We start from the raw sequence: 18,066 nt of genomic DNA, 5'->3' as shown, positions 1-18,066 counted from the left end.
CAAGTCATAGAAACCAGAATCCACAAAACTTCTGAATTTTCAACTTATTTTTTTCATACCCTGATTAAGCAACGCCTGTTGGGAAAATTACTTGACAATAATTGCATTAGTTTTTTGAATATCTTGAGAATGCCCGCAGTGGGGACTGAGCCGTGAAGCGTAGCTATCCCGTAGGGAATCGCACGTTTGCGCGATCGACTGCAGCCAAAATATTACTGACTATACTATATTAAGTGGCAATAATTCGGGCTTTTTCATTTTTCCAACACGCACTAATTGCAATTTGACTAGCTTTCGGGCAATTTTACTGCGGCTTCGGTCAAAAAGTTAATGCAATTAATTCTCAAAAATCTAAAATAAAACCAATTGAGAATTTTCAGTTAATTCTTTATATTTTTTTAATCTTTTGCTTGACAAACCCAAAAACGGATGTTAAATCGGGCAAGAAATATTAATAATTTTTATCAAAAAGCTGGCAGGTGCGGGCTGTAGGTCTAAAATTCGATTAATTGTTAAGAATTACTTAATCTCCGATCGCCCAGGAGTGAAAATTATGGCGGTTTGTTGCCTGCATCCTTGTAACAGAAGCCATCGCCCGCCACGAATTGCCCCCTAAAGAAGAGCATCACAGCCCCGCACCAATCCCCCCATAGGGCATAGTAAAGTTTTGTAAAAAATAGTTGACTAAAGGGTTGGGAGTTCTCTTGTTTGGGATACATCGATGCACATACCTGATGGTTTTCTTTCACCGCCCGTAGCCATTGTCACCGGCGTAGCAAGTGCAGCAGTAATTGCAGTTGCCCTAAGTCGAACCCGCACCAGTCTGGGATCGCGGCAAGCCCCAATCATGGGATTAACTACAGCTTTCGTGTTTGCAGCCCAGATGATCAACTTTCCCGTAGCCGGTGGCACCAGCGGGCACTTGTTGGGAGGGGCGCTGGCATCCGTGGTTTTGGGGAGTCCTTGGGCGGCAACTTTGGCGATGAGCACGGTTTTTATCATTCAAAGCGTCTTGTTTGCCGACGGGGGCATCACCGCCCTGGGTGCGAATATTTTTAACATGGGGCTAGTGGGCATTTGGGTTGGCTGGTGGCTGTTGCAGCCGTTGCAGCAACTCTTGGGAGGTTCCCGGAATCGTTTGCCCCTAGCCGCGGGTATTGCCGCCGCCCTCAGCGTCGTTGCTGCTTCTATTTGTGTGGCGATCGAACTAGCAATTTCTGGTACAGTACCGCTGAATATCGCATTACCCGCAATGGTAGGCGTACATATTTTAATTGGCATTGGCGAAGGGATAATTACAGGCGGAGTTTTAACTTATCTCATCAAAGTTCGGCCGGATTTATTACCGGGAGAACAGCCACAATTGCAGAAATGGGTAGCGCCAGTAGTAGGGGTTTTATTAATTTCGGGCTTGCTTTCGCTTTTCGCTTCAAGTTGGCCCGATGGGTTAGAGGCTGTAGCCGAAAAATATGGCTTTAAAGATAAAGAAGCTGTGGCGATCGAAAATCCTACTCCTTTAGCAGATTACACAGTTAAAGGATTAGAAGAACAGCCTATCGGTACTAGCATTGCTGGAGTTGTGGGATCTGCCATCTGCTTCGGTGCAGCCTTTGGTATTGCTCAATTAGTCAAACCGAAAGATGCTTAAACTCTCGATACCTTTTCGATTGCGGTTATCTCTGATAATTGTAGTCGGCATTGGTTTTATGAAGACTGGCGCTTGGCTGTGGCTGGGGATTTATGGGGCGATCGCACTTTTTTGGTCGTTGTGGCTGAGATCACCGCTGCGAACCCTATTACAACTGTTAGGAGCAGAATTAATTTTTCTGTCATTGTTAGTATTGCCACAAGGTTGGGAACGTGCCAGTTTTCTGTTGCTGCGTTCCCTAATTTGCCTGCTAATTATGAACAGTTTTCTGCTAACTTTGCCGCCCCACAGTTTCGGAATCGCCCTCAAAGGATTGCCCCTACCAGCAGGTTTGCAAGAGATAGTTCTGTTAGCAGGACAATACTTAGAAATCTTGCTGTCCGAAGTCAACCGCATGAAAAGATCCGCGCAACTCCGAGGCTTATCCGGTACGGCAGGATGGTTGCGCTACGCCAGTGCTTCCATGATCGGAGCGCTTTATTTGCGAAGTCTCGATCGCGCAGAAAGAGTACACGCAGCCATGCTAATTCGCGGGTATCAAGGAAGTTTGCCCACCGACTCAAAATCAACACCAAAACAGCGACTGTGGCTGACACTCGCGATTTTAACCGCAGCGGGATTAACAATAGCTTCTTACGGTAATTGGTAATGAGTCATTAGTTATTAGTCATTAGTCATTAGTCATTAGTTGTTGTTGATTTAAATGTTTTTTTTACTCTCCCCTTCTCCCCTCTCTGCGTTCTCTGCGCCCTCTGCGGTTAAAAACTCTTAATCCTAAAATCGAGGCAAATAAAAATTGACTAATCTCAAATCACCGCCAACCATTGAAGTGCAAGACCTAGTATTCAGCTATCCCCAACAAAAGCCAGTATTGCGGGGAATTTCCTTTAGTTTGCAACCAGGGGAAAGAGTAGGCTTAATGGGTTTAACAGGGGCTGGAAAAAGCACCTTACTCGAAAATTTAATCGGCTTAAAAATGCCTCAATCCGGCGAAATTAGAGTGCAGGGAACCAAGCTCGAACAGGCAACTTTATCGCAAGCGCGGAAGCAAATAGGATTTTGTTTCCAAGATGCTAACGACCAGCTATTTATGCCGACTATTTTAGAGGATGTGATGTTCGGGCCCCGCAATTATGGAGTGTCGCCTGGGGAAGCGCGCGATCGAGCTTTAGATTTATTAGACGAATTCGGTTTAGTCGAATTTTCCAACCGTTCCGCCCACGAACTTTCCGGCGGTCAAAGAAGGTTAGCAGCCTTGGCAGCAATTTTAGCATTAAAGCCTGCAATTTTAATCTTAGACGAGCCGACTAACGGACTAGACCCCTCGTGGCGCAGACGTTTGGCTAAAGTTTTGTCGCAATTGCCGATCGAGGTAATTTTAATCGCGTCCCATGATTTGAATTGGATCGGAAAAACGACTCAAAGGGCGTTAATTTTGGCGGATGGTGAGATTAAAATTGACAGAAAAACTGAAGATTTGCTAAAAGACAAATCAACTCTTGAAAGTTATAATTTGCCGCCAGATTGGTAATCGGCCATTAGTTTGTAGGGTGCTACAACCTCAGACTGTCAATTGCGAGATCGAAGGAGGCATAGTCTCCGGCTTTGCATTACCAGGCTCTTCCTGGTAACGAGCAATTGCTTAAGTGATTAAATTTTCATTTTTAATGCCAAAAATTAGGTTGTTTGATAGAGGCTTTCGTTGGGAAACTACAAATTTCTCAGGGAAATTGTTTTTTTGGGCTAGGGAGTTTTGGTTAGGAAAGAGAGTTAATCTGGAAAGAATTGCTAACTATTACTGAATTTGCAGGCAAAAATCATGAAGGTAGCTGTATTCAGCACGAAATCTTACGATCGCACTTTTTTGGAAGCAGCCAACAGCGGCAAACACGAGTTGGTGTTTTTTGAACCGCGCCTGAATCTGGAAACGAGCGTGTTAACTGCGGGATTTCCGGCCGTCTGCGCCTTCGTTAACGACTGTTTGGACGCTCCAACGCTCCGGGCGATCGCCCAAAATGGTGTGCGCTTGCTGGCGCTGCGATCGGCCGGATTCAATCACGTCGATTTAGCAGCAGCCCGCGATTTAGACTTAACTCTGCTGCGAGTTCCCGCTTATTCTCCCTACGCCGTCGCCGAACACGCAGTCGCCATGATTTTGTCCCTCAACCGCAAAATCCACCGCGCCTACAACCGCGTCCGCGAAGGCAATTTCGCCCTAGACGGCTTGTTGGGTTTTGACCTCCACGGTAAAACGGTGGGAATTGTCGGTACTGGCAAAATTGGCGCGCTTACTGCCAAAATTCTGCACGGATTCGGCTGTCGCCTCCTGGGATACGATGTTGTTCACAACCCGGATTGTGTGGCCCTGGGGATGGAATATGTGGCGCTGACCCAACTGTTCGCCAACTCGGATGTTGTCAGCCTCCACTGTCCGCTGATCCCGGAAACTTACCATTTGATCGATGCAGGGGCGATCGAGCAAATGAAGCCGGGGATAATGCTGATCAACACCAGCCGCGGTCAGTTGATTGACACTAAAGCTGTCACCAAAGGGCTGAAATCTGGTAAAATTGGCTACCTCGGCCTAGATGTATACGAACAAGAGACGGATTTGTTTTTTGAGGATTTGTCCGATCGGGTGATTCAAGACGACGTATTTCAGCGCTTGCTGACTTTCCCCAACGTCCTAATTACCGGACATCAAGCTTTTTTCACTCAGGAGGCTTTGCAAAATATCGCCGAAACCACGATCGGCAATATCACCGATTTTGAACAAGGGCGTACTTCTCCCAATCAAATCGACCTCAGTGAATTAAAAAAATGAGTCAAAAGAGCGATTTTGCAACGACGGCAATTGTTTAAAATCAATTGATATGTTTGTTTTGCTTGCAATTTGTGAAAGTCTGGCTTAATCTCATCAATTAGTCCCGGCTGCCAGAATGCTGTGCTAAATGCCGGATAATTATACTGGCAGCAACTCAAAGCCTGCAATTTTACTTGACACCGGAGGAAGTATCAAATGACACAAGCTAACTTTTCTGACGACACACAAACGATGACTGAAGTCGTCACAGTAGACCTGGTGGCTGACCAACCCGGGGTCATCACTACAGTGACAACTACAGAAACACCGACAAGCCAGTTCCAAGATATTAAAGACCAAGTTCTCACAATTTTGTCGGAACTTCCAGTTTATCTCTCCAATTTTTTTACTGAATACCAAAAGCCTCTGATCACAGTGGGTTTAATCCTGGCAGGCGGTGTTAGTCTTAAGGTAATGCTGGGAGTTTTAGCGGCTCTTAATGATGTCCCTTTGGTAGCTCCAGTTTTTGAGTTAATTGGCATGGGATATACGGGTTGGTTTGTTTACCGCTATCTCCTCAAGGCTTCTACTCGTCAAGAGTTATTAACGGAAGTTGATTCTTTTAAAGAACAAGTTGTAGGCAAAGATTCTTAGAGGAAGTCATTAGTGATTAGTGATTAGTCATTAGTGATTAGTGATTAGTCATTAGTAATACCAAATTCGGGTTTGGGATACCTACCCTTTATCAACCAGTCGGCGCAGGCCGACATCGTTTGTGTAGAAGCAGTTTCAACCGCCGAATCATCCAGGAGTACGTTACCCGAATTTGGTATCAGTGGTTATTGGTCATCAGTTATGGGTGATTGGTTATTGGTTATTGGTCATCAGTTATGGGTGATTAGTTATTGGTTATTGGTTAGCAGTTAATGGTTATTTTTGAGGCTAGACCAATAACCGATAACAAGTAACCGATAACAAATAACAAATAACAAATAACAAATAACCAATCCCTCCGCTTCGCGCTCGCCCAATTCCCAATCCCTCCGCTTCGCGCTCGCCCAATTCCTAATCTTAATTTGGATGGCAAACTTGTTGCAAAGTGGCGGTAAAATCGGGGTAGGAAATGGCAGCAGCTTCGGCCCGCTGAATGTTGGTAACACCTTTGGCATTCAGGGCTGCGATCGCCAAACTCATCGCTATTCTGTGGTCGGTGTAGCTGTCAACATCCGCGCCAGTTAAAGGAGTTCCGCCGGTAATTTCTAAGCCGTCGGGTAACTCAGTAATTTGGGCTCCCATGCGGTTGAGTTCCACAGCAGTCACGGCCAGCCGATCGCTCTCTTTGACTCGCAACTCTGCCGCATCTCGAATTATTGTAGTACCGGACGCAAAAGCTGCCGCAACTGCCAAAATGGGGATTTCGTCAATCAATCGGGGAATTAAGTCGCCAGCAATGGTGCATCCCCGTAACTTACTGGAATAGCGAACCAAAATATCCGCTACAGGTTCGCCAGCCGCCTCTCGCTGATTTTGCAGTTCAATGTCAGCGCCCATCATCTCCAAAGCTTCCAAAATACCCGTGCGAGTTGGGTTGACTCCGACATTTTCGACTACGAGCTCGGAACCTGGGACGATCGCCCCAGCCACCAGCCAAAATGCCGCCGAACTAATATCTCCCGGTACAATCACATTCTGCCCTTGTAGTTGCGCGGGCCCAGTGACTGTAACGCTGCAAGTTTCTGGATCGACGCTCAATTTTGCTCCGAAGGCCCGCAGCATCCGCTCGCTGTGATCCCGCGACAGAGCGGGTTCTGTGACTGTAGTTTCTCCCTCAGCCATCAAACCGGCCAGCAAAATGCAGGATTTAACTTGAGCTGAGGCGATCGGCGAATGGTAGTGAATCCCTTTTAACTGCTGTCCGAGTATCGCTAAGGGAGCTAAAGAACTGCTTTTTCTACCCCAAATTTGCGCTCCCATTTGTTGCAGCGGTTTAATGACGCGCGACATGGGGCGCGATCGCAAAGAACTGTCACCAGTTACCGCAAAAAAACGCCCTGGGTGAGACGCTAAAATTCCCAACATCAACCGCATCGTCGTGCCGGAATTACCCGCGTCCAAGACTTCGAGAGGCTCCTTTAACTCGCCAATTCCGACACCACGGACGCTCACCCGTTTTGCGTTAAGTTCCGAAACCGAGGCTCCCAACAGCGAGAAACATTTAGCAGTGCTGCGGGGGTCTTCTCCTAGCAGCAGTCCCTCAATAGTCGTTTCACCGCTGGCGATCGCGCCCAACATCAAAGCTCTGTGAGAAATCGACTTATCGCCCGGAACTCGAATCCGACCTCGCAGCGACAAGCCCGAGGCAGGTTTTTGAATGCTTAAAGTTTGACTTTCGCCTAGAAGCGAAGTAGTTATAATATCAGCTTGCATTGAGATAAACTAGGATGGGACAGCGTTAGCTATCCTACCCTTTTCTCAGTCCTAAGTCATACCATTTTAGATTTTAGATTCTTCGACTTCGCGAAACAAGTTTTAGATTTTAGAATGGGGAATGATATACCGCATAGGGCTTTGGAACAGGGGCTACCCAATTTCATTATTTTGTGAAACTGGTATCAGTCACGGGGGACAGCAGATGCAACTGTACAGATTTTATCTTGATTTTACACAAACCATCCGTATATTTGCTCATATTTCACTTGTTGCACTCAGTTATTGAACAGATGATTGAATTTTGACTGAACAATTTTAGATTTTCGATTGCTAGTTGTAGATTTTTGATTGTTTTAAGCAAAATCTCCGGAATTTGGAATCCAACCAATCTAAACTCTAAAGTATAAAATTTCAAACTTGTACGCTCGCAACTTGTGAGCCAGCGTCTTAACCCCTCAAGTCGAAGGGAGCCGAAGCAAGCCGAAGTATCTCAAACCACCCGATCCACAATAACTCCTACACTTTTATTTATGCTGACGCATCACCGCAAGCCTGTAAGTTTATCGCTGGTATCCACAGATTTACCTTTGTGGTCATTCGTTGAAACCGCTGGTACGCTTTATCAAAAAGACAGCGATCGCTTTCACTTGTTGCTACACGAACCGGCAATAGTCGATCGCCAATTTTCCAACGAACCTGGCGAGGAAGTTGCTATCTTACCAACAAGCACAAAACCCCGGTTGCTGTGGCTAGAAGTTTCGCCCTATCGGGTCATTATGACCATGCAAGGAAACGGCAAATACAGTTACCGCCACTGCTGGGAACGGGGAATGTACGGGCTTAGCCGTTACTGGCTTCAGGGCGAATCGCTGGCGACTCCCGAACAGTTGCGCCTCCGCAACTTCACTCGCAACTTGACGCTGACAGGAAAGCCGGAACCGGGACACTTGCGGTTAGAATATGAGTTGTGGTCGGAAAAAGTACAACTCGGTCGCTATATTTTGAATCTAGAAATTCATAATTAAATTTGGTAATTGGAAATGGGTGATTGGGAATGGGTAATTGGCAATTAGTAGATACTAGATGAAGGCGAGGCTTTGCTCAAACTCAAAACTCACGCACTCAAAACTCAAAACTCTTAGCCTTTACCGATCGCTCTTACAATATTTAATCAGTTTCTCAGTCAAAGCGTCTAGATTTTCCGCTGCTTGATTCGCCTGCTGTCCGTATCGGAGAATATTTGCGCTAGCTGTTTTGATTTGCTCTCGACCTTTTATACTGGTAGAAGCCTGATTTGCAGTCTCAAGAGCTTTGGCTATGTCGCCTAGTGCTTGACCCATTTCCCGGAAGGATTTAACCGATGGGCCTTGAATCTCTTTGAGGGTGGGATCTGTGACTTCCAAAGCCTCAAGTTGTTTCGCTGTCTGGTTCAAATCTTTAGCTAAGTTCTTGCTAGTTACAGCATCGTAGCTGCCTTTCTTAAGATCGATGAGAGTCTTGCCTTTGGTGACAAGTTCTGTAAACTTAGTACACTGGACAGTTCGGTTCTCGCCGCAACTAACAGTCAGGGTACAGCAAGCAACAACTAGGCACAGGATGGCAATCTGTTTGCGAAAAAAGTACATGAATCCTCGGTTATAAAAAAAAGTAGATTCTGGGATTTTATAGTATAGTCGAGAGTTTCGATTTTGGATACTTCGATTTTCTTCGACTTCGCCATAGGCTAAGTCGTCGTAGAAGTTTGAGATAGAAAAATTGACTCAGCTAGATTAATCAAAAAAGTTGGAAATTGGGTCTAAAATTAGGATTGTTCACTTAGGAGTGTGGGGGTTTTATCCGTTTTTATGCAGATAGCGATTAGCGGATTTAGACAGCGATATATCTAGTGTCGAAAAACCAGACGGCTTTCAGACAAACACGGCGTTAGCGAAAGTACATACCTGTTCAGGAACTATGGTCAAAAACAGCAATAACCTACAGAAGGGCAGCATTTGGGGATATCTTACCCTACTTTTGCCTATTTGCTTGACGGCGGTTGCCAGTTTCGAGTCGGGAACGATGTTTTGGGCGATCGCCACCACAGCCGGAATTGCTTGGGCTTACAAGTTTTACCAGCAGCAGCAAAAACATAAACTCGCTCATTTAGACTCGATTTTCTACAAGTTGATCAAGGAAAATCAAGGGCGAGTTACGGCTTTGGATTTGGCGATGAATGCGAAACTCCCAGGATCAAAGGTTCAAGAATATCTTGACAAACGGGCCTATGAGTTTGCCGCCGATTTTGAAGTGACGGAACAAGGAGGAATTTTGTATTATTTTCAAATAGCTCCAAATGTCAATCAAAGCGCCACACCTAACGCGGCAATAGCTGTTAAAGAGCATCCCACAAATGGGGAACAAGCACAAGAAAAAAAACCTAATTTATTTCCGATAGCTCAAACCAAGACTCCTCAAAAGCCGAAAATCTCTTTTACCCAGACGGAACTTTCCCGTCGGTTCAAAGTTCACGCCACTACGATCGGCAAATGGAAAGTTAAACCGGAGTTTGCTGAGTGGAGCCGCGAAAAAGACCCGGAGAATCTCGCCTGGGAATATTCTACAGCAAACAAACGATTCTATCCCAAAGATTGAGAAGAAGGAAGAGGGAAGAAGTCATTAGTCATTAGTCATTAGTCATTAGTCATTAGTCATCTTGTCCGAAGAGCGAAGTCGAAGGGTAGTTGTTAGTGCTGTCCCCCCCCCGAACTTTCCGTCCAACGTCATCAGGAAGAAGGAAGAATATACCAAGAAAGCCGGTTTATACGAGGTTTTGCGGTTGGTAACGAAGAATTTTGGAATCAACCGGGTTTCTGAGACTTGAGCGCGTCCTGGAAAGATTATGCTGGCTGTTGACCGATCGACCTCTTTGAGTTATTTTTAGTAAAATCGTGTTTTGTTGAGTTTGCCCGATCGACATCGGTAAATTCGATCGCCATAACAGCTTGTTTTTTTACCCTATGTCCAAACCAACCTTGCGAGTAGTCGCCCGTCTCACAGCCTTTCCCGACAAAGTAGCAGAACTTAAATCTCTGCTGCTGAGCATTATCGAGCCAACTCGCCAAGAACAAGGCTGCATCAAATACGAATTATTGCAAAATCAAGCCGATCCTACAGATTTCACCTTTGTTGAAGAGTGGGAAAGTGCAGCTTTGCTAGAACAACATCTCGCTTCAGATCACCTTCAAACCGCCGTGCAGAAATTAGAAGGTTTGGCGGTTGTACCTCCCGATATTCGCCGCTATGAATTACTAGCTTAATCGGCTTTTTATAGCAATTTTATTAATGTTTTTGAATTAGCTTGTACCCCCTAGCACCCCTTAGTAATGGGGGGACAAGAATTCAGTTGAAATGGAAGCGCCGCTAAAAAAATATGACAGTAGCAACAATAAAACAGTTATTCATTTACCCCATTAAAGGGCTGACACCACAAGAAATGTCGGGGTTTGCTTTAACAGCAGGACATGGAATTAAGGGCGATCGCGCTTTTGCTCTAATGTTTGCCGACAATCCTGAATTGGCACAAATGCCCGCCGAAAACGCGCCTTGGAAGAGCAAAAAATCTTTTGCAGTTCAAAACGATTGGCCACATTTAGCAGCTTTAGAATGCCATTATGAACCGGAAACGACCGTTTTAACAGTCAAAGGTCAAGGAGTTTCACTATTGTCAGCAGCGACGAACACAGCAGCGGAGCGCGATCGCATCAGCAGCTTTTTTAGCGAATATCTGGCGGAAATGCAGCCAACAAAAGAAGCGAGACACCCGCAGTTTGCACCTTTGCGCTTAGTGGGCGACAGCAGCGGCTTAACTCGTTATCCCGATCGAGAACCGGTACACATTTCTCTCCTCGCCCAAGCCACCCTAGACAAATTAACCGAAAAGGCAAACCAACAGATAGACGTGCGCCGATTTCGCCCGAACATTGTGCTAGAAGGCATGGAAGCGTGGTCGGAATTTGAGTTAATCGGAAAACAATTTCAATTAGGCACGGCGCGCATAGAAGTTACAGCACGAATCGGTCGCTGTGTCAACATAGAAGTAAATCCAGAAACGGGCGATCGGGATATTCCCCTACTGAGTTTACTCAAACAAGAATTCGGTCACGCACAAACCGGAGTTTTAGCCAAAATCATCAACAGCGGCACAGTTAAAATCGGCGATAGTTTAAATTTATAATTCGTTCGTAATGAGGACTTTAGTCATTCTTGGATGCGGACTAAAATCCTCACTACAAACCTCATATTATCCTTCCTCAGAAATCCTCACCTTATTACCGATCAACTTGAGAAAACTCGCCCCAAAATGTTGAATTTCCAAAAAATTAGCATAAGTAGGAGTTGACTTATAAATCCTAAAAGTCCGCATAATTCCCAAAGTCGCCGCACTTTCCAGCGGGCCAATAAAGCTAGTATCCCTATCCAAAAAATGAGACTGCTTAGCCCAGTAAGCCATCTGTTCCGCATTCAAAAAATAGCAACCAGAATGAGGATTTAAAGCCCGTTCAAAAGAAATTGGCTGTTCCATAATTTTTCCCATTAACTGCGGCTGTTCCTCCACATTTTGAAACTTAGCAGTAACTCCTACCGCTAAATCCCCATCAATATATGCTTTAAAAACAGCCCCTTGAGGCGATATTTCATAGCGATTAGGCTGGAGCAAATTTCCATTTCCGCCGTGATGTGTAAACCAATTTAATTTGCTAAAAAGCCAAGAATCGTGCAGAATCAAATCATCTTCTAAGTAACAGAAATAATCGTATTTGTCAAGACACGCTCGCAAAACTGCTTGACACTCAAACCCCAAAAGTAGCGGTTCGCATTTTGTAGCGTGGTGCATAAAAGACCTAGGCTGTACCGGCAGTTGAGCCAACAAATGATAGCCTTGAGTAGTGCAAACAACAATATCAATTTCGTGTTTTTGAGCTTGATTGGCTGGAATAGTTGCACATTCCCGAATGTCAATCATCGACTGAGATTGACCGTACAAAGCTTGTAGCGATGTCACGCAAGCAGTTAAAGCATTCAGTCTCGGTTGCGGGTCGTTTCGCTGGGAAGCGTGTTTCCCGTCGCCGCTGGGATTGTAAAAGTGAGCAATAGTGAAGAGAATTCGCATTGGTGTGGAGTAACAATTAAAAATTAAACAATAAAACAGAACGATCGCACAATAACTATAAATCTTACCGCACTTAGTCGCTAAACAACTCCGGCAATCTTCCTCGCAACTCAGCATTCAAACGCGGCAACTCGTCCCGCATTTGCAAGTACCAGTCTCGCCGCTGCCGGTAGTGCCCGCACAGCAAGCGGTTGTCGCGAACCCATTCGTAAGCATTCGCGGCTATTTGTTGTCGCAGAATATTATCATTAATTAGCGAATTTAGCTTGATTTCAAACTCTTTTTCATGTTTGTAAATTAACCCAGTCTTACCTTCGATAATTGAATTTTCGTAGACTGTGGGACTTGCCAAAACCGCAACTCCCCGTGCCGCACATTCAATGAACTTTAAATCGGATTTCATTTCGTTAACTGGGTTGGCAACTAGCGGCAACAAAGCTATATCGCAACTGTACATAATGTCTTGATACCGTTCGTAACTGCAAAACGGTTCAAATTCCTTTTGCTGTATTTCCAGCGCTTCAAAAAATAGGCGGTCGTGGATGACTTTAACTCGAATCCCATGTTTGTGTGCGATCAAAACTCGATTGAGCGCTGCTATAATCGGCTGCCAATCTTGTTCGCGGTTGAGCGCACCAAAAAATAGAGTGACTGTATTTTCTGTTGGGTAAATTCGCGCTGGGGGCAGAAAAGCTAATTGATTGGGAAATACGGCAACATTGGGATTGTAGTGCCGCAAAATTTTGGCTAGCGGTTCTGTCGTTGTTTGAACGCAGTGACAGCCGCGATAGCTGAGGTAATTGTTGTCTGCATATTCGCGGCGGCGGATTGGATTGTCGTCAATTTCAGCTACTATTAAGTAGTCTTGTTGCAGCAGTTCTTTGAGCTTGGGAATATAGGCGGGATATTGCATAATTGTCCGCTGCCAGATGAAGATTTTTTCTTCTCCAGCTAGCGGATTAATTGATTCTACTGTTTTCACGCTGGAGACGGTGCGGACTCCGGGAATTGTGGCGCTAAATTGGTCAGGTTCCAAAACTCGCACGCGATCGCACCCTGTAGGAGCCATAATGATAGTTTGGATCAGCAGTCTGCGGGGTGATATGACCGATTTGGTCGATCGCGCGATATAATATTCAGCACCGGTTTCCGTAGCAAAATCCGTCGCTGTCAGCTCTAAAGCCTTCACCATTGGATGCAGCAATTGCTGGAAGCGGACAAAAGTTTCGGTTTTGTGTCCCTTTCCTTGCAGTTCGTAAACCTGCAATCCGGCATCAGCAAATAGTGATTTAATACTTTCTAGGGTAAACCAGTGCTGCATCTTGCTGTCGGGATTTTCCCAATTTCCCCGCAACAGATTGACAATGCGCCGCCAGTATTGAGCGTTGGGGATGGCGGCGAAAATTTGCCCGTCTTGGTTGAGCAAAGCACTGTACTGCTTGAGGACATCCCAGGGATTTTTGAGATAGGGTAGCAAGTCGCCAAAAATCAAGCAATCGACGCTTCCGGGGGCGATTTCGAGACTTTCTACGGCAAGTTCTTCAATATCGGCTACCGTCACCCAGTTTAGCCGATCGACCGCAATCGCGGCTTTTTCTCGATCGCGCTCAATGCCAATATACTGACAGTGGGGATTTATCTGCCTGTATTCTTCACCACTCGAACCCGTACCGCAGCCAATTTCGACTACGACTTTAGCATCCGGCGGTAGCAGTTTCAAAAGGTCGTGGTTGACGCGATCGATCACTTTGTCTAAAATTCCTAATTAGTTTATTGTAAAATCAAACAGAGCAACCCATGCGACAGAAAACCAGCCGAAAGTTAGCATAGCGATGCCAGTATACAATAGCGATCGGCACATTTGTCAAGAACAAAATTTTCAGAGACCAACTCATTCTCTTGCTCTTCCCTCCCTTCTCTTCCTCAGCGTACTCTGCGCCCTCTGCGGTTCAATTAAATCCTGTTCCCCATCCAGCAAAGATTGCTACATCTTAGCAAACATTGAGAACACGATAATTTATTCTCAACTCCTACCCTCCTCAACCGCCATTGAGAATATCAATTAATTCAGCTTTTTAATCAAAAAAAATAACACCACACTTAGCTCAATACATTTAAAACTATGAATCAAAATTTAGGAATCAACATCGCCGGTTACATCAACGGCGAATTTGGAGTCGGAGAAGGTGTCCGAGCAAACATCCGAGCAACAGAAGCAGCCAAAATCCCCTTTAAAATAAACAATTTTTCCCGCAGTCCCCACCGCCAACAAGACAACACCTATCAAAATTTTAGCTCTGACAATCCGCACCCAGTCAACTTAATTCAAGTCAACGCCGACGAAGTGGCAACCTTTATCAAACATAGAGGTTCAAGTTATTTTCAAAACAAATATAACATCGGATTTTGGGCATGGGAAATACCCGCATTCCCCCCCCAATGGCAACCAGCATTTAATCACTTTCACGAAATTTGGACTTACAGCAATTATTGTGCCGAAACAATTGCCCAAGTTTCACCAATTCCCGTCATCAAAATCATGCCCAGCATTGCTCTGCCCGCACCTTCAGTCAGCAGAAAAGAGCTAGGTTTGCCTAAAGATAAATTTATTTTCCTGTTTATCTTCGACTTTTGCAGCCGCATCGAACGCAAAAATCCTTTAGCTACAATTCAGGCTTTCAAACAAGCTTTCGGCGAAGATGACCGCCTATTGTTAATTATCAAATCTTCCAATTCACATCAATTTCCCGAAGCTAAAACCGCCTTAAACTCGGCCATAGCCAACAATTCAAACATCAAACATCTAGACGGGTATTTGTCCAAAGATCAAATTAACGGTTTGCTCTACAATTGCGACTGCTACGTATCGCTGCACCGCTGCGAAGGATTCGGCTTAACAATGGCTGAAGCAATGTTTTATGGCAAACCTGTAATTGCCACCGACTATTCATCAAATACAGAATTTATGAATGTCGGTAACAGCTTTTTAGTCAAGTATAAATTAATCCCGATTGAGCAAGATTGCGGGCCTTACAAAAAAGGCAATGTTTGGGCCCAACCGGATGTCGAACACGCGGCTGATTTAATGCGGAAAGTTTTCAATAATTACCAAAAAGCTCAAGAAATTGGAGCGGTAGCTGCTGAGGAAATTCAGACTTTACTCAACCCGCAAGTTACGGGTAGTAAAATTAGAAAACGTCTCGAATATATTGCCGAGATTACTGATAACTTTCAAAACTTGCCTCTGTCAGCAACAGCCAAAGCAGAGTCTGCAAAAATTAAGGCTGACTTGCAATCATCACATCCCAAAACTCAATCAAAAGCCCAACTGCAAAACTGGCAGCCTTTGGTGAGTATTTGCATTCCGACGTACAACGGAGAAGCGTTTATTGAGGAAACAATCAAAAGTGCTTTGGCTCAGACATATCCCAACATAGAACTGATTGTATCCGATGACGGTTCCACAGACCGCACAATTGCGATCGCCCAATCCTTCCAATCCCAGACATCCGCCGACTTCCGCATCATCCTGCACCGCAACTACGGCTTATCACAAAACTGGAACTTCTGCATATCCCAAGCCAAAGGTGAATACATTAAATTTCTGTTTCAAGACGACTTGCTAGCACCAGAATGTATCGAAAAAATGGTAGCCCTCGCCCAAACAAACCGAGAAATCGGTATGGTTTTCTCCCCGCGCGCTATCACCATCGCCGCCGATGAATCTCACCCGATTTTGCGTAAAGCTTCCCAATCAATTAACGATTTGCACAAAAGTTGGTCGAATTTAAAACCTATTCAGCCCGGAAAAGAATTGCTAGCAGATGCTAACTGCTTGAGCAACCCCATCAACAAAATTGGCGAACCGAGTACCGTATTAATTGCCGCCAGAGTTTTTGCCGAAATAGGATTGTTTGATTCAGGATTGTCTCAGTATGTAGACTTAGATATGTGGTGGCGCATCATGGGCAATTATCACATCGGATTTGTAGACGAAAAACTGTCGTCACTCAGGATTCATCCCAACCAACAAACCTGGAAAAACTTCGCGGCTGGGGAAAATCATAAAGATGTGGTCAGATTTTACAAAAAACTGCTAAATAGTCCTGAGTACAGTTTCCTCAATCGCGAAATAAAACATACAATCCGCCAAAAGTTAGCCATAAGAACCCAGCCTAATATATCTAACTTGTCAGCGCTGGTAGCACAGTACAAAAAATTGCCATCCAACCAGTTTATTCTGGAAAAAATGCGCCAGTACCGCCAACAATTAGCGGAATATTGGCTGAATTTTCCAGTCGAAAATTTAGAAAGCGCTTACTCGCAAGCAGCAGGAAAAGCTCATAAGTTGTTAATGGATAGCCACCTGAAACATGAAATTTTAACGGAGTCAGAACAAAGTTTTGTGCAGCAGTTAGTCTCGCAACTTGCTGACGCAGGGGCAATTGCTGAGCAGATTCAATATCTCCTGGCAGCGATGCTGTACGGGGAGGCTTATCAGTTGCGACTAGAGTATAAAAATGCAGCGATTCCCCAGTGGGTTTTTGACGATTTTCTGAAATTTCTATTTCAATCTCCGACTTGTTTTCAGCAGAAGGGAGATGTTGAAAAATACTCGGAATATTTCCAGGGGTTGATAGAGTACGTCGCTGCTAATATTGCCCGTTTTCCCGATGCGGAAGTTTGGCGTTATTTGGCTGCTTATATTGCTAAAAATGTTAGTTTTAAAACTTTGTATTTGAGCGAAGCTAATCTGCTAGATGTCTTAATTCGACGAGCTGATATTTTGGAATTTTATTTAAAAAATATTGGTTGTCAAATAGACTGGATTTTTGCTGAAAGAGCAGTTGAACGAACTAAAATTAGAGTGGGATTTTTGCTGGATCAAATTAGTGGAAACTCAGAGACTTTTGCTGCTATTCCAACGTTTGAATATTTGGATAAAACCAAGTTTGAAGTTATCGTGTATCATTTCCAGGTAGAGGATGAGCAATTGGGGAAATATTGCGAAAGTTGCGCTGACAAACTGGTGCAACTTTCGGGGGATTTGCCAGAGCAAGTACAGGAAATTCGATCGCACGATTTAGATATTCTGCTAATTTGCACTAATATCGCCGAAACTTCCCAAGCAACCGCGCTGCTGTGTTTGCACCGATTGGCGCGGGTGCAAATGGCTACCGCTGCATCAAATCCGGCCAGCACTGCAGCCCGAAATATCGATTATTTGATTGCTGGAGATTTGACATTGCCGACAGGTGCAGCAGCACAGTATCGGGAAAAATTAATTACTTTAGAAGGTTCGGGAGTTTGTTTCAGCTATCCGGTAGCATCAGCGGCTGCCACAGTTGAACCGACTCGCAGCAGTTGGGGAGCCACTGATGAATCTGTAGTGTTCATCTCCGGTGCCCCGGTTTGGACAATTATCCCAGAATTGCGATCGACTTGGGCAAAAATTATTGCTGCTGTGCCGAATTCTATTTTAGTTTTGTATCCCTTTGGTTCGGGCCGAGAAAACTACGCGGCGGTGCCTTTTTACAACCAAATTCGATCGACATTCAGGGAATTTGGTCTTGACAAACAGCGGATAGTTGTGATAAGGGCGCTAAAAAATCGCGCAGATTGCATAAAATGTCTGAAATTAGCTGATATATATTTAGAAGCCTATCCATACAGCGATGCCGGCTCCGGTTCAGAAGCGCTGTTGGTAGGGTTGCCAGTAGTGGCAAGAAAAGGGCAAAAAATTCGATCGCGCCCATCAGCAGCAGTCCTCGAAGAGCTACAACTTCCGGAACTTGTAGTAAACAGCGAGAACTCTTATATAGAGCTAAGTACAGCACTGGGAACCAACCCAAAACTGCGCCGGCACTATCGGGATCGAGTCCAGCAAACAATGGCGACAAACCCCAAAATTCTTGATAGCCTCGCTTACTCCTCCCTGATAGGCAAACTATTTGAAAGGAACCCGTAGCCCGGTAAAGCGTCAAGAAATAGACAGCAATAGCGCTAGCTTTCTTAACGCTCTGCTATCATCGGGAG

Annotated in this window: 14 protein-coding genes; 10 read left to right on the top strand and 4 right to left on the bottom strand. The window is 44.9% G+C overall.

Features of this window, described 5'->3' with window-relative positions:
• The first annotated feature begins 721 nt into the window (after positions 1 to 721).
• From QT998_RS23490 to QT998_RS23470, 5 genes are all read left to right on the top strand, one after another.
• A complete protein-coding gene (locus QT998_RS23490) occupies positions 722 to 1,648 on the top strand; it encodes an energy-coupling factor ABC transporter permease (protein ID WP_333089702.1) in 927 nt (308 codons plus the stop codon).
• On the top strand, positions 1,641 to 2,297 hold the full coding sequence (locus QT998_RS23485) for an energy-coupling factor transporter transmembrane component T family protein (protein WP_333089700.1): 657 nt from the start codon (positions 1,641 to 1,643) through the stop codon (positions 2,295 to 2,297). The genes QT998_RS23490 and QT998_RS23485 overlap by 8 nt, the downstream gene beginning before the upstream one ends.
• Before the next feature lie 147 nt (positions 2,298 to 2,444).
• On the top strand, positions 2,445 to 3,179 hold the full coding sequence (locus tag QT998_RS23480) for an energy-coupling factor ABC transporter ATP-binding protein (protein WP_333089698.1): 735 nt from the start codon (positions 2,445 to 2,447) through the stop codon (positions 3,177 to 3,179).
• Positions 3,180 to 3,467: 288 nt separating this feature from the next.
• Positions 3,468 to 4,472: a 2-hydroxyacid dehydrogenase gene (locus QT998_RS23475; RefSeq protein ID WP_333117979.1), complete on the top strand. Its 1,005-nt coding sequence runs from the start codon at positions 3,468 to 3,470 to the stop codon at positions 4,470 to 4,472.
• A 195-nt stretch (positions 4,473 to 4,667) separates the two neighbouring features.
• Positions 4,668 to 5,105 (top strand): CAAD domain-containing protein, encoded by a 438-nt coding sequence (locus QT998_RS23470; protein ID WP_194009737.1) that lies wholly within the window; start codon positions 4,668 to 4,670, stop codon positions 5,103 to 5,105.
• A 417-nt stretch (positions 5,106 to 5,522) separates the two neighbouring features.
• Here QT998_RS23470 and aroA read toward each other — a convergent pair whose 3' ends face one another.
• Complete coding sequence (gene aroA, locus QT998_RS23465) at positions 5,523 to 6,878, bottom strand: 3-phosphoshikimate 1-carboxyvinyltransferase (protein ID WP_333117980.1); 1,356 nt, start codon at positions 6,876 to 6,878, stop codon at positions 5,523 to 5,525.
• A 533-nt stretch (positions 6,879 to 7,411) separates the two neighbouring features.
• Here aroA and QT998_RS23460 point away from each other — a divergent pair.
• On the top strand, positions 7,412 to 7,906 hold the full coding sequence (locus tag QT998_RS23460) for a hypothetical protein (RefSeq protein WP_333089828.1): 495 nt from the start codon (positions 7,412 to 7,414) through the stop codon (positions 7,904 to 7,906).
• Between the two features lie 120 nt (positions 7,907 to 8,026).
• On the opposite strand, the gene QT998_RS23455 is transcribed toward QT998_RS23460, so the two are convergent.
• Positions 8,027 to 8,506 (bottom strand): hypothetical protein, encoded by a 480-nt coding sequence (locus tag QT998_RS23455; RefSeq protein ID WP_333089690.1) that lies wholly within the window; start codon positions 8,504 to 8,506, stop codon positions 8,027 to 8,029.
• 328 nt (positions 8,507 to 8,834) lie between these two features.
• On the opposite strand from QT998_RS23455, the gene QT998_RS23450 reads away from it, so the two are divergent.
• The 3 genes from QT998_RS23450 (at position 8,835) to QT998_RS23440 (ending at position 11,094) form a co-directional block, all read left to right on the top strand.
• A complete protein-coding gene (locus QT998_RS23450) occupies positions 8,835 to 9,512 on the top strand; it encodes a hypothetical protein (protein ID WP_333089687.1) in 678 nt (225 codons plus the stop codon).
• A gap of 365 nt (positions 9,513 to 9,877) precedes the next feature.
• Positions 9,878 to 10,177 carry a putative quinol monooxygenase gene (locus QT998_RS23445; RefSeq protein WP_333117982.1) on the top strand — a complete coding sequence of 100 codons (300 nt, stop codon included), beginning with the start codon at positions 9,878 to 9,880 and terminating at the stop codon, positions 10,175 to 10,177.
• A gap of 113 nt (positions 10,178 to 10,290) precedes the next feature.
• On the top strand, positions 10,291 to 11,094 hold the full coding sequence (locus QT998_RS23440) for an MOSC domain-containing protein (RefSeq protein ID WP_333117984.1): 804 nt from the start codon (positions 10,291 to 10,293) through the stop codon (positions 11,092 to 11,094).
• Between the two features lie 66 nt (positions 11,095 to 11,160).
• On the opposite strand, the gene QT998_RS23435 is transcribed toward QT998_RS23440, so the two are convergent.
• Together QT998_RS23435 and QT998_RS23430 are read right to left on the bottom strand one after the other, a co-directional pair.
• Positions 11,161 to 12,030, bottom strand: a complete 870-nt coding sequence (locus QT998_RS23435; protein WP_333117986.1) for a calcium-binding protein — start codon at positions 12,028 to 12,030, stop codon at positions 11,161 to 11,163.
• 73 nt (positions 12,031 to 12,103) lie between these two features.
• A complete protein-coding gene (locus QT998_RS23430) occupies positions 12,104 to 13,777 on the bottom strand; it encodes a methyltransferase domain-containing protein (protein WP_333117987.1) in 1,674 nt (557 codons plus the stop codon).
• Positions 13,778 to 14,152: 375 nt separating this feature from the next.
• On the opposite strand from QT998_RS23430, the gene QT998_RS23425 reads away from it, so the two are divergent.
• Positions 14,153 to 17,998 carry a glycosyltransferase gene (locus QT998_RS23425; protein WP_333117988.1) on the top strand — a complete coding sequence of 1,282 codons (3,846 nt, stop codon included), beginning with the start codon at positions 14,153 to 14,155 and terminating at the stop codon, positions 17,996 to 17,998.
• Positions 17,999 to 18,066 lie beyond the last annotated feature (68 nt).

The organism is Microcoleus sp. S1D4 (genome assembly GCF_036700765.1).
GTDB lineage: Bacteria > Cyanobacteriota > Cyanobacteriia > Cyanobacteriales > Microcoleaceae > Microcoleus.
The sequence above is the reverse complement of the archived record's forward strand: the minus strand, read 5'-3'. Positions and strand labels throughout refer to the sequence as shown.